Raw genomic sequence first — 12,204 nt, 5'->3', positions numbered from 1 at the left:
AAGTTCACAAAAACCACGGACTTTGACAAACGATCAGGGCCGTACGCTCACAATTATCGACGAACGACATTAATATTCGGAAATTGTAGCTAAATCAGAACATATTAGATTTTATGCAGTTAGGCAGGTAGAACCAAAAACTCCTCAACATGAACACACAGGAAATGACCGTTTTCATAAATCGGGCAGAAAACCGTTTTGAACTCGAGGTCGACGAAAAACTTTCTTTCATGACATACGTCCCTAAAGACGATCGGACGCTGGTGTTGATCCACACCGAAATCCATCCCAGTCTACGGAACGATGACGCCGGTTTGCACTTGATCATGGGTACGCTGGACTATATTAAAAAAAACAAGCTCAAACTCATTCCTCTTTGCTCATTGGTAGCCGCCTTCATCAAACGGCATCCCGAATACCATTCACTGGTCAGTGCCGAGTACAGACAGCCTTTGTGAATTTGACCGACATAGTGATTGCCTAATGAAACGGGCTGGCATTAGATTAATGCCAGCCCGTTTCATTACCGAGTCTCTCCTATTTCTAATGCATACTTTTAGCCGGCTCAATTTCTGAACGGCTTTCGGTGTTGGTCGTTTCGCGCAACTGCCGGGTGGTTTTACGGGTTCCGTCGTGGCTCCAGCCAGGCGGGCCAAATACATACCGGATTGCCTGCATTAATGATCCCGATCGGCTTACATCCCGACCTATAGCAGCCCACTCGTGAAAAGCAATGCGGACCGGATTGTGGGAATTGATATTTTGGGTTAACCCGTACGTTGGACGCTCCTCTTCGCTTTGAAATGTTCCAAACAGCCGATCCCAGATGATCAGCACCCCGCCATGATTTTTATCCAGGTACTTCAAATCCGAACCGTGATGAACGCGGTGGTGCGATGGGGTATTCAAAACCGCTTCAAGAAAGCCAGGCAGTTTACGGATGTGTTCGGTATGAATCCAGAACTGGTATAAGAGGCTGACAGACTGCATGGTCAGAATGGCCGCCGGGTGAAAACCGAGTAATGGCAACCAGATCCAGAAAAGAAACGCCCCGCTCAGACTTCCCGTCCAGGTTTGCCGCAAGGCAGTGCTTAAATTGTACTTCTGTGACGAATGATGCACCACGTGCGATGCCCAGAAGTACCGGCTGCTGTGGCTAATTCGGTGGAACCAGTAATAACAGAAATCATCCGCAAAAAAGAGCAACAGCCAGGCCCACCACGTTGTCATGTCAACCGTAAAAAACCGGTATTCATACACCAGCGCATAAGCAGCGTACATTACGATTTTGCCGGCCAGACCAATAATAACATTCCCGATTCCCATCGACAAACTGCTCAGGGTATCCCGGGTTTCGTAGTAGTCTTTCTGCTGAACGGCCGTCACGGTCACCTCCGTCAATAACAGAACGACAAAAGCAGGAATCGCATAATGAATCAGATTCTCCATAGCGAGTGGGATAGCAACAACCTATCCAAAGATACATTTTTATCCACTTTATTGAGCATAAGGTTTGCAAACTGTGGTCATCAAAACCGTCCGTGCATCTGACTTTTTTGCCGCCCAACCCGATTTTCCGGCCCCTCCCGCTACCTTTCAAAATTTTCCACGTCTCAAGGTAAAATCTCACAAGAGAGCAACTTTTTACCAACCGCATTAAAGAAAATGAAAAAAGGAATGATGAGTCTGCTGGTACTGATCGCAACGACGGCCAGCGTGTTTGCGCAAAAAAATACGGTTTTGGTATACGGTTCGGTGGGGGCCACTTCTCAAAAGCTAGCCAACGACGCCAAAACAACCAGCTTTAATTTCTCGCCCGCCGTGGGCTATCAATTTAACGACAATTGGACTGCCGGGTTGACTGCATCGACCCAGAGCGGAACAACCAAAATTGCAAATACGGAAACCAAATCATCGTTTTTTGGTATTGGACCTTTCGTTCGTTATGCCGTACCCTTATCCGATATATTCGCGGTTTACGGCCAATTTAACGCCGATGTTCTGTCCGGAAAAGCGGGCGATTTGAAAACCAACGGCTTTCGGGGCACTTTATTCCCGGCAATTGGTGTTAATATGAAAAATGGATTTGCCCTGAACTTCAATTTCGGCGGTTTAAGCTTTGCTTCGCAGAAAACCAAAGGAGCTTCAGCCAGCACGACAAATTTTGATTTCAACTTTGGCGATGGCGCTGGATTTGGCATCTCCAAAAACTTTTAATTCCAGGTACAAGTGAGAGTAGAGTAGTATTTGTTGTTACTGTTTGGAAAGCCGTCCCTTTTTTAGGAGACGGCTTTTTTGTTTTCTTTGCGGTATCCGAACATCTTGGAAACCATTTATGTTGAAGAATCGGGTTTTGTTATTTCTCAGGGTTAAATCCCCCTGTGTAACAGCTTATACTCATCATACAACCTATGCATATTCAAACCAGAACATTACAGAAGTCGGATTACGCCGATCTGAAAGAAGCCATGCTGGAGGTCTACAGCGGTATTGGCGGAGATTATTGGGAGAAAAACTTAATTGATAAACTGCTGAAAGCCTTTCCCGAAGGTCAGTTCTGCGTGGAAGTAGACGGCAAGGTGGTGGCCTGTGCGCTGGCCATTCGGGTGAAATACAGCGATTTCGGCGATAATCATACCTACCAGGAAATCACCGGAAATTATACATTTGATACGCACAACCCGAAAGGCAACTGGCTTTATGGCATTGAACTGTTTGTGCATCCGGAATACCGGGATCTGCGGCTGGGCCGACGGCTCTATGACGCCCGCAAAGAGTTGTGCGAGAGTTTAAACCTGAAAGGCATCATGGCGGGCGGACGGATTCCGAACTACGTGCGGTATGCCGGTGAAATGTCGCCCCGCGAATACATTGCCAAGGTAAAGCAAAAGGAAATTTATGACCCGACGCTGACTTTCCAGCTATCCAACGACTTCCACGTTAAGAAAGTACTGCGCGGCTACCTGCCGGGCGACAGCGAATCGCTGGAGTACGCGACGCTGCTGGAGTGGAACAACATCTATTACGTCGACGAGAAGAAGAAAAAACCGCACACAGACGCCATTATCCGGCTCGGTGTGGTGCAGTGGCAGATGCGCCTTTTCCCGAATATGCAGGCGCTGCTCGAACAGGTAGAGTTCTTTGCTGATGCCGTTAGCGATTACAAAGCCGACTTCCTGGTGCTTCCGGAATTTTTCAATACCCCCCTGATGGCGGACTACAACGATTTACCCGGTCCGGTAGCCATTCGGAAACTGGCCGATGTAACGCACGAAGTTCGTCAACGTCTTTCGGAACTCGCTATTTCGTACAATGTCAATATTGTTGGCGGCAGTATGCCGTTGATGGAAGACGGTAAGTTGTATAATGTGGCCTACCTTTGCCGTCGCGACGGCTCCTATGAAGAATACCGGAAAATTCACATTACCCCCAACGAAGTGCGGCATTACGGAATGGTCGGTGGCAATGAAATCCGGACATTCGACACCGACTGCGGAAAGATCGGTTTGTTGATTTGCTACGACGTGGAATTCCCGGAGCTAAGCCGGATTCTGGCCGATCAGGGCATGCAGATTCTATTTGTACCCTTCCTGACCGACACCCAGAACGGGTATACCCGCGTGCGGAACTGTGCTATGGCCCGCGCCATCGAAAACGAGTGCTACGTAGCGATTTCGGGCTGTGTAGGCAACCTGCCCCGCGTAGCCAACATGGATATCCATTACGCGCAGTCGGCCGTATTTACGCCCTCCGATTTTCAGTTCCCCAACAACGCCATCAAAGCGGAATCGACAGCCAACACTGAAATGGTGCTGCTCACGGACGTCGACTTGTCGTTGCTGAAAGAGCTACACGAACAAGGCTCGGTCCAAATTCTGAAAGACCGACGAACCGACCTCTACGACGTAACCGTGAAACGTTCGGCACGCACCAAACCGGAAAAGAAAAAGGAGATTTCGAGCGAAGAAGAGCAGAAAATTGCTCCCCCAATTAGTGTGGTGGATTAGCGGTTTTTTTGTGCTAAAACCCGTCTGATTTTACAAACCGGACGGGTTTGTTTTTGTTACCGGGCGTACCTATCTCACAACCTGATACACTTCAACAGGCCGGTCGGTTGACATGATATCCGCCCCATTTTCGGCGAACTTCTTGTAAAGCTGATCGCCTTTGGCAATGGCCTGTTTGTCGAGGTTACCGAGTGTTCCCAGAATACACGAAATGCCTTTGGCATGCAGAAATTTGTACAGCTCGGGGCGCGGTTCTTTAACACCAACAAAAGCGACCATGTTCCGGTCCGGAATGCCGAGATCGTGCAGCCGCTGGTAATCCTCTTCCTTCAAAATAGTTACGGATAGCATTAAATTAGGGTTGAGTCGATAAACCTCAGCCGCCTGGGTGGCGTTGTACGTGATAATCACGGAATAATCAGCCGCCCCGGTGCGCTGAACCATCTCGACCACTTTAGCAAATGGCACGTTTTTCTTCACGTCCAGCGTATAGACCACCCGGTTTTTTCCCCACCGCAGCACCTGCTCGAGCGTCGGAATTTTGAAGTTGGTAACGTTACCGAAGTTGTCCTCCAGGCGGTATTGTTCGATTTCCCCGTAGGTTTTCTCAATCAGTTTGCCGGTCCCCGTCGTGGTGCGATCGAGCGTCTGGTCGTGCATCATCACCAGCACGCTATCACGCGTCAGGTCAATGTCGCATTCGATGATGACAGGCATTTTTTGAGCCAGGTATTCAAACGACTCCAGGCAGTTCTCGGGGTACCCCTTGATGTCGCCCCCGCCCCGGTGGGCACTCACCATCGCTGTTCGGCCGGGTGTGTGTTTGAAAAAGGTTGATAAACCACCCGCCGGAACGCGGTACGTATTGATGACGGTTTTGGGGGCACAACCCGCCAACAGGCTGATGGCCAGCCCAAGCAGTAAAAAACGTTTCATGTTGTGAAGTGTAAAATTTAAAACCGTGCCCAATTTTAGGCACGGTTTTACCTTTATCTGCCAGTTTTTTAAAACCGGGCAGGCTTGTTATGGACTTTATTACACATTGATATCGCCCACCATATCTTCCGGTTTTACCCACTCGTTGAATTCTTCTTCGGTCAGGTACCCCAGCTTGATGGCGGTTTCTTTCAGGGTGCCGCCTTCGCGGTGTGCGGTTTGGGCAATCTCGGCCGCTTTGTAGTATCCAATCTTGGTGTTCAGCGCCGTTACTAGCATCAGCGAATTGTTGACGTGCTTCGTGATGTTTTCTTCAATTGGACGGATGCCTTCGGCGCATTTGTCATTGAACGACACGCATACATCGCCAATCAGCCGGGCCGAATGCAGGAAGTTATAGATCATCACCGGTTTGAACACGTTCAACTCAAAATGCCCCATTGCTCCGCCGAAGTTGATGGCCACATCGTTGCCCATCACCTGCGCGGCCACCATCGTCATGGCTTCGCACTGGGTGGGGTTTACCTTGCCCGGCATAATCGACGAACCCGGTTCGTTGTCAGGAATAAACAATTCGCCGATTCCCGCGCGCGGTCCCGACGACAGCATTCGGATGTCGTTACCAATTTTCATCAGGCTGGCCGCTACGGTTTTCAGCGCGCCGTGCGCTTCCACAATGGCATCGTGGGCAGCCAGCGCTTCGAATTTATTTTCGGCCGTCACAAATGGCAGCCCCGTCAGGTCGGCAATGTGTTTGGCAACATTTTCAGAATAGTTCGGGGGCGTGTTAATGCCTGTCCCAACGGCGGTTCCGCCCAGGGCTAGCTCGCTCAGGTGCGCCAGCGTGTTGTTGATCGCCCGCAAGCCGTGGTTCAACTGCGATACGTAGCCCGAAAACTCCTGACCCACCGTCAACGGCGTCGCGTCCATAAAGTGCGTCCGGCCAATTTTTACCACGTTTTTGAATTCCTTTGCCTTCGTATCCAGCGTATCCCGCAGCTTTTCGATCCCTGGAATCGTCACTTCCACCAGAATCTTGTAAGCCGCAATGTGCATGGCCGTCGGAAACGTGTCATTCGACGACTGCGACTTGTTCACATCGTCATTTGGATGCAACGCTTTCTTTTCATCGGTCAGTTGGCCGCCCTGCAACACGTGTGCGCGGTAAGCCACCACCTCATTAACGTTCATATTCGACTGCGTTCCGGAACCGGTTTGCCACACCACCAGTGGAAACTGATCGTCCAGTTTGCCATCCAGGATTTCGTCGCACACCCGCCCGATCAGGTCACTTTTTTCCTGCGGTAACACGCCCGCGTCGAGGTTGGTCAGGGCTGCGGCTTTTTTCAGGTACGCGAACGCCCGGATGATCTCACGGGGCATTTTATTGATGTCTTGAGCAATCTTGAAGTTTTCAATCGAACGCTGGGTTTGTGCGCCCCAATACACACTGGCCGGTACCTGCACCTGACCCATCGTGTCTTTTTCAATACGGTATTCCATCTGAAGACTGTAACGTTAGATTTTTAACAAAGTGGCCGGCGGGTTTAACCGGCGCTTCTGGCGGCAAAGGTAGGGTACAGTCCTGTATGGTGGATAACAAAATGATATATTTGTCACACTGTTATCCAATGATCTCTTTATTTACCCAAAAACCGTATGCCTTTTCTTGTCCTTGACCTTGAAATGACCGGCCCCGAGCCGGACTGGAACGAAATTATTCAGGTGGGTGCCGTTTTGTTCGACGATAACTGGATCGAACGAGGCCGCTACCTGACCAATGTGTACCCCGAAAACGAGGAAGCGTTTTCGAGTTCGTCCGAGAAAATACATAACCTGTCGCTGGCCGACCTGGAAGATGCACCGATGATTTACGATGTGCTGCCGGAGATGGAAGAATGGATCATGAAACAGTTGGGAATCCGGAAAACCCAGCAAACGACCGACAATACACCGTACCTGCGCGACGTGATCATCTGCGGACAAAGTGTCATCAATGATATTAATTTTCTCAAAGAAGCCTACCGGCTGGAAAAGCTCAAATGGCCGTATTCGCGCACGCTGATCGATTTGCACACGCTAGGTTATTTCACGTTCCGGATTCTGAAGAAGAACGGCAAACCCGTTCCGCCCCGGCTGAGTCTGAAAGACATTGCGGGCCACTTTGGCTTCGAGCGGGAATCCGACCACCACAACGCCCTGGAAGATGCCGTGCTAACCGCACAGTGTCTGAAGGAAGTTTTCCAGTTGGCCGATTCACTGAAGTTAAGCTAACAGCCGGTCGATCTCGGCGGTGACTGTCGCCCAGCGGTCGGCCCAGGTGCCCGATATAACCTTATAGGGAATGTTACGCTCGTCGAGGGCGGTTTTGAAACGCTGGTAGATTTCCTGCCGGCGGTGGCCCAGATCCCGCAAACCATCGGCCACCCAGGGCACGTCAATGTTCAGCAGGAAATAAAGATCGTACGGAACCGCTTTTTCCAAATCAGCCAGCACCGGCGGCACCGCGTTCAGGTAAATTTCGGAATACAAGGCCGTAGTCACCACGTCCGTATCGCAAATCAGCAATCGATTCGCAGTTGGAACGGCGTTCAGCACGGCTTCGGTCTGGGCGTGGCCAATCCGGACGTAATCGTCCAGTGTCAGATCGTTGGTGGTAATCAGGTCGCGGGCTATTTCGTGTACAAAATCCGTCTGGTAATGAGCCGCCAGCTGCTCCGTCAGTGTAGTTTTTCCGACACTCTCGGGGCCGTAGAGACAGATTAATTTAACACCTTCAATCATACGGCGGGCTGGCGATAACTCCGGTATTCCCGGGTGAAGTGATACGCGCCCATGAGAGCAATCAGGCAATAAGCTGCGTACTCAATGCCCACCACTTTTAGCCCTTTTACAAAGTACATGTAAGCGCTGATGGCATCGACCAGCAGCCAGACGTACCACGTTTCCACTTTCTTCCGAATCAGTAGAAATGTGGCCACAATGCTCATCACCGACGTGAACGAATCCAGGTACGGAAAGGCGCTGGGTTTGTTAAAAAGGATCGGAAACCATTCGTGCAGATTCCCGGCAATGGTGCCGAACAAAACCGTTGCCAGCGTTCCAAACCCCAGAATCAACCCGAATTGCCTTTGCGACAACTGACTGATTTTTAATTCACTTTTTTGATCTTCTTCGCCTGTTTTAGGGTGCGTCCACTCCCACCAGCCAATCACATTGGTGATAAAGAAGAAGATTTGCAGAAACATGTCGGGATACAGCTGAACCTGATAAAACAGGAAGAAAAAGGTGGTCACGCTGATTAGGCCAGCGGGCCAGCTCCAGACGTTGGCCCGTGCCGACCACCAGGTAGCCAGTGCTCCAACGACGGTTCCGACAAACTCCAGATAGCTCATCGGGTAGCCGAGCACCGTAAAAAAAATCGAATCAATGTCGAAAAATTCCTTCATCGCGTGAATTCCGCCCAAACCGGTCCGTGGTCGGAATGAACAGCCTGGGGTTCGTGACCGGCGGCTACCAGACGGTCTTTGTAGGGCTCGCTGACGGAAATGTAGTCAATCCGCCAGCCTTTGTTGCTGGCCCTTGCGCCCGCCCTGTAACTCCACCAGCTGTAGGCAACTTGGCCAGGGTTTTTGTAGCGAAACGAATCCACAAAACCGCTGTCAAACCACTTGGTCATCCAGACGCGCTCTTCGGGCAGAAAACCCGTTGTGTTTTTGTTGCGGACCGGATCGTGAATGTCAATGGCGGTGTGCGCGATGTTGTAATCGCCCACCACCACTACGTTCGGACGCGTTTGGCGCAGTTCCTGAACGTACGCGAAAAAGTCGTCCAGGAACTGCATCTTCACGCCTTGCCGCACGTCGCCGGTGGTGCCCGACGGGAAATAGCAATTCAGCAGGGTGAGGTCTCCAAAGTCAGTGCGGAGAATCCGGCCCTCGCAGTCGTAGGCCGGAATGCCGCAGCCCATCACCACCTGATCGGGCGGTAGTTTGGCAAACGTCGCTACCCCACTGTAGCCTTTCTTCTCGGCCGCGTGCCAGTGGTATTTATATCCCAACGCTTCAAACGGCAGCAGGTCCACCACGTCGTGCGTGGCCTTGACCTCCTGAAAACAAAGGATGTCGAACGGGTTTTGTGCCAACCAGTTGATCAACCCCTTGCTCAGCGCCGACCGGATGCCATTGAGGTTATACGTCAGAATTTTAACGGTTTCGCCGGTTGTTGCCGGTACCACAGAATGCTCCATCGAATCAGCTATTTTAGAAAAAGCAACGGTTTTACCAACCGGGTCAAACGACGACGTTCACAATCCGCTTTGGCACCACCACCACTTTCTTCGGCGTTTTTCCTTCCAGCCACTTTTGCACGACTTCGTTCGCCAGAATCTCGTTTTCAATATCTTTCGGGGCCGCATCCGCCGGAAACGCCAGCGTTGTGCGAACTTTCCCGTTGATCTGCACCGGATATTCGATGGTATCTTCCACCAGATAAGCCGCGTTGAAAACCGGGAACTCGGCGTAGCTCAGTGTTCCGGCTTCGTTGCCCAGTGCCGCCCAGAGTTCTTCCGTGATATGGGGTGCAAACGGCGCCAGCAGAACCACCAGATCCTGCAACACCGCCTTTTTATTGCATTTCAGGGTTGACAGCTCGTTGACACAGACCATGAACGCACTCACCGAGGTATTGAACGACAGATTTTCAATGTCCTCGGCCACTTTCCGGATGGTTTTGTGCAGCACTTTCAGCTCGGCGGGCGTCGGTTTTTCGTCCGTCACCAGCCAGCGACCAGGCCGCGTTTCGGTCGGCTCTTCGTAAAACAGCCGCCAGAATTTCTTCAGGAAGCGGTACACGCCGTCAATGCCGTTCGTGTTCCACGGTTTGGCGTCGGTCAGCGGCCCCAGGAACATTTCGTACAACCGCAGGGTATCAGCACCATAACGTTCTACAATCGTATCGGGATTGACGACGTTGAACTTCGATTTCGACATTTTCTCGATTTCAACCCCACAGATGTACTTGCCGTGCGACGGACCGCCATCCTCTAGAATAAACTCGGCATTTTCTGCGTAATCCGGACGTGTTTTCCGGAACGTTTCCACCTCCAGCACATCGTTCTCGACGATGTTCACGTCAACGTGCAAAGGCGTTACATCGTATTGCCCTTTCAAGCCGTTCGACACAAAAACCGGCGTTTTCCCCTCGCCCACCGAGTCTTTCACCCGATACGCAAAATTCGACCGTCCCAAAATCATGCCCTGGTTGACCAGCTTCTTGAACGGCTCTTCTTCCGGTACGTAGCCCCGGTCCTTCAAGAATTTGTTCCAGAAACGGCTGTAGAGCAAGTGGCCCGTCGCGTGTTCCGAACCACCCACGTACAAGTCCACGTCACGCCAGTAGTCAATGGCGGCTTTATCGGCAAATTCGCTTTCGTTCTGCGGATCCATGTAGCGGTACCAATACCAGCTTGAGCCCGCCCAGCCGGGCATTGTGCTCAGTTCGTACTCGTACTGGCCTTTGTATTTCCAGTCCTCGGCGCGGGCCAGGGGTGGTTCGCCGGTTTCGGTTGGCAGGTATTTATCAACGGCGGGCAATTCCAGCGGCAATTCGGCTTCATCCAGCAAATAAGGCAAGCCGTTTTTGAAGTACACTGGAACGGGTTCGCCCCAATACCGCTGGCGGCTGAACACGGCGTCGCGCATTCGGTAGTTGATTTTGGCTTTCCCGATGCCGTGTTCTTCCAGAAACTGAACCAGCACCGGCAGGGCTTCGGCATACGTTAAACCGTTCACTATTCCAGAGTTGATGTACCGGCCTTCTTTGGTATTATCGGCCTGTTGGTCAATCTCCTTCTGCGCGTCCAGGATCGGAATGATCGGCAAATCGAAGTGTTTGGCAAAGGCCCAGTCGCGCTGGTCGCCCGACGGCACGGCCATTACAGCCCCGGTTCCGTACCCCGCCAGCACGTAATCCGCCAGGTAGATCGGCACGCGCGCGCCATCGAACGGGTTGATGCAGTAGCTACCCGTAAACACGCCCGAAACGGTTTTGGCATCGGCCATCCGGTCGCGCTCAGAGCGCATTTTGGCCGCGGTCACGTAGGCATCCACGGCGGCTTTTTGCTCCAATGTAGTCAGTTCCGGCACCAGGTCGTGTTCCGGTGCCAGCACCATAAACGATACGCCGAAAATAGTATCCAGGCGCGTTGTAAATACTTTAATGCGTTCAACGCGGTGCTCAATCTGAAAACTTACCTCCGCACCCGTCGATTTCCCGATCCAGTTGCGTTGCTGTTCCTTCAGCGAATCCGACCAGTCAACGGTATCCAGCCCCGTCAGCAAACGGTCGGCGTAGGCCGTAATGCGCATCATCCACTGCCGCATCAGTTTCTGTTCCACCGGATAACCGCCCCGTTCCGACACCCCGTCTTTCACTTCGTCGTTGGCCAGCACCGTCCCCAAAGCCGCACACCAGTTCACCACCGCGTCGGCCACGTAGGTCAGCCGGTATTTCAGCGTAATCTCGTACTGCTCGCGCTCGGATTTGGCGTTCCATTCTTCTGCTGTGAAACTTGGAGCATCTTCGTCGGCCACGGCCAGAATACCGCTGGTACCATTGGCCTCAAACTTGGCGATCAGGGTTTGAATCGGTTCGGCCTGATCGGTTTCCTTGTTGTACCAACTGCGGAATAATTCCATGAAAATCCACTGCGTCCACTGGTAAAATTTCGGATCGGACGTACGGACTTCCCGGCTCCAGTCGTAGCTGAAGCCAATATTTTTCAATTGCTCGATGTAGCGGGCAATATTCTGTTCGGTTGTAATGGCCGGGTGCTGGCCGGTCTGGATAGCATACTGCTCGGCGGGCAGCCCAAACGAGTCGAAGCCCATCGGGTGCAGCACGTTGAAGCCTTTCAGCCGTTTATAGCGGGTCACAATATCGGAAGCAATGTAGCCCAGCGGGTGTCCGACGTGCAAACCGGCCCCCGACGGGTACGGAAACATGTCGAGGATGTAGTATTTCGGTTTGGAAGCTTCGTTCGTCGTGCGATAGGTGTTGTTCTTTTCCCAGAACGCCCGCCAGCTTTCTTCAATTTTTCGGTGATTGTATTCAGACATTGGAAGGTAATTTAAACACATCAAGGACCGGTAACCGGCAGCGAACCCGTTAAACACCGATACACTGGCACGAAATTAGCATTTTCGCGCAGGGTTTGGAAATCATTGCAATCCGTTTATATCTTTATTTTAAACCTTCTCTT

General features: G+C 51.7%; 11 protein-coding genes. 4 read left to right on the top strand and 7 right to left on the bottom strand.

The window, feature by feature from the left end:
• Positions 1–149: 149 nt before the first annotated feature.
• Complete coding sequence (locus tag ACYVH9_RS10480; RefSeq protein WP_460636262.1) at positions 150–458, top strand: GNAT family N-acetyltransferase; 309 nt, start codon at positions 150–152, stop codon at positions 456–458.
• Between the two features lie 85 nt (positions 459–543).
• Here the strand turns inward: ACYVH9_RS10480 and ACYVH9_RS10475 are convergent, their stop codons facing one another.
• Positions 544–1,449: a sterol desaturase family protein gene (locus ACYVH9_RS10475; RefSeq protein ID WP_460636261.1), complete on the bottom strand. Its 906-nt coding sequence runs from the start codon at positions 1,447–1,449 to the stop codon at positions 544–546.
• A 216-nt stretch (positions 1,450–1,665) separates the two neighbouring features.
• On the opposite strand from ACYVH9_RS10475, the gene ACYVH9_RS10470 reads away from it, so the two are divergent.
• Positions 1,666–2,217: an outer membrane beta-barrel protein gene (locus tag ACYVH9_RS10470; protein WP_460636260.1), complete on the top strand. Its 552-nt coding sequence runs from the start codon at positions 1,666–1,668 to the stop codon at positions 2,215–2,217.
• A gap of 194 nt (positions 2,218–2,411) precedes the next feature.
• A complete protein-coding gene (locus ACYVH9_RS10465) occupies positions 2,412–4,007 on the top strand; it encodes a GNAT family N-acetyltransferase (RefSeq protein WP_460636259.1) in 1,596 nt (531 codons plus the stop codon).
• Between the two features lie 69 nt (positions 4,008–4,076).
• Here the strand turns inward: ACYVH9_RS10465 and ACYVH9_RS10460 are convergent, their stop codons facing one another.
• Together ACYVH9_RS10460 and fumC are read right to left on the bottom strand one after the other, a co-directional pair.
• The gene (locus tag ACYVH9_RS10460; RefSeq protein WP_460636258.1) at positions 4,077–4,943 is read right to left on the bottom strand and encodes a glycerophosphodiester phosphodiesterase family protein; all 867 of its coding nucleotides are present in this window, start codon (positions 4,941–4,943) and stop codon (positions 4,077–4,079) included.
• Between the two features lie 99 nt (positions 4,944–5,042).
• Positions 5,043–6,446, bottom strand: coding sequence for a class II fumarate hydratase (gene fumC, locus ACYVH9_RS10455; RefSeq protein ID WP_460636257.1), 1,404 nt, complete (start codon positions 6,444–6,446; stop codon positions 5,043–5,045).
• 156 nt (positions 6,447–6,602) lie between these two features.
• Between fumC and ACYVH9_RS10450 the strand changes: the two genes are divergently transcribed.
• Positions 6,603–7,217 carry a 3'-5' exonuclease gene (locus tag ACYVH9_RS10450; RefSeq protein WP_460636256.1) on the top strand — a complete coding sequence of 205 codons (615 nt, stop codon included), beginning with the start codon at positions 6,603–6,605 and terminating at the stop codon, positions 7,215–7,217.
• On the opposite strand, the gene ACYVH9_RS10445 is transcribed toward ACYVH9_RS10450, so the two are convergent.
• The 4 genes from ACYVH9_RS10445 to leuS are packed head-to-tail and all read right to left on the bottom strand — an operon-like array spanning position 7,209 to position 12,061.
• Positions 7,209–7,727, bottom strand: a complete 519-nt coding sequence (locus ACYVH9_RS10445) for an AAA family ATPase (protein WP_460636255.1) — start codon at positions 7,725–7,727, stop codon at positions 7,209–7,211. The genes ACYVH9_RS10450 and ACYVH9_RS10445 overlap by 9 nt on opposite strands.
• Entirely contained in the window at positions 7,724–8,392 is a 669-nt protein-coding gene (gene pnuC, locus ACYVH9_RS10440; RefSeq protein ID WP_460636254.1) for a nicotinamide riboside transporter PnuC, read from the bottom strand. Before pnuC ends, ACYVH9_RS10445 begins: the two co-directional genes overlap by 4 nt.
• The gene (locus ACYVH9_RS10435; protein WP_460636253.1) at positions 8,389–9,192 is read right to left on the bottom strand and encodes an exodeoxyribonuclease III; all 804 of its coding nucleotides are present in this window, start codon (positions 9,190–9,192) and stop codon (positions 8,389–8,391) included. Before ACYVH9_RS10435 ends, pnuC begins: the two co-directional genes overlap by 4 nt.
• 43 nt (positions 9,193–9,235) lie before the next feature.
• Positions 9,236–12,061, bottom strand: coding sequence for a leucine--tRNA ligase (gene leuS / locus ACYVH9_RS10430; RefSeq protein ID WP_460636252.1), 2,826 nt, complete (start codon positions 12,059–12,061; stop codon positions 9,236–9,238).
• Positions 12,062–12,204 lie beyond the last annotated feature (143 nt).

The sequence above is a fragment of the Larkinella harenae genome, assembly GCF_054780515.1.
This window is presented reverse-complemented; position numbering and strand designations above follow the sequence as displayed.

Excerpts from the sequence above, each read along its gene's own strand:
- ACYVH9_RS10475 (WP_460636261.1), bottom strand. The coding sequence starts at position 1,449 with ATGGAGAATCTGATTCATTATGCGATTCCTGCTTTTGTCGTTCTGTTA.
- ACYVH9_RS10460 (WP_460636258.1), bottom strand. The coding sequence starts at position 4,943 with ATGAAACGTTTTTTACTGCTTGGGCTGGCCATCAGCCTGTTGGCGGGT.
- pnuC (WP_460636254.1), bottom strand. The coding sequence starts at position 8,392 with ATGAAGGAATTTTTCGACATTGATTCGATTTTTTTTACGGTGCTCGGC.
- ACYVH9_RS10480 (WP_460636262.1), top strand. The coding sequence starts at position 150 with ATGAACACACAGGAAATGACCGTTTTCATAAATCGGGCAGAAAACCGT.
- ACYVH9_RS10450 (WP_460636256.1), top strand. The coding sequence starts at position 6,603 with ATGCCTTTTCTTGTCCTTGACCTTGAAATGACCGGCCCCGAGCCGGAC.
- ACYVH9_RS10445 (WP_460636255.1), bottom strand. The coding sequence starts at position 7,727 with ATGATTGAAGGTGTTAAATTAATCTGTCTCTACGGCCCCGAGAGTGTC.
- ACYVH9_RS10435 (WP_460636253.1), bottom strand. The coding sequence starts at position 9,192 with ATGGAGCATTCTGTGGTACCGGCAACAACCGGCGAAACCGTTAAAATT.
- leuS (WP_460636252.1), bottom strand. The coding sequence starts at position 12,061 with ATGTCTGAATACAATCACCGAAAAATTGAAGAAAGCTGGCGGGCGTTC.
- fumC (WP_460636257.1), bottom strand. The coding sequence starts at position 6,446 with ATGGAATACCGTATTGAAAAAGACACGATGGGTCAGGTGCAGGTACCG.
- ACYVH9_RS10470 (WP_460636260.1), top strand. The coding sequence starts at position 1,666 with ATGAAAAAAGGAATGATGAGTCTGCTGGTACTGATCGCAACGACGGCC.
- ACYVH9_RS10465 (WP_460636259.1), top strand. The coding sequence starts at position 2,412 with ATGCATATTCAAACCAGAACATTACAGAAGTCGGATTACGCCGATCTG.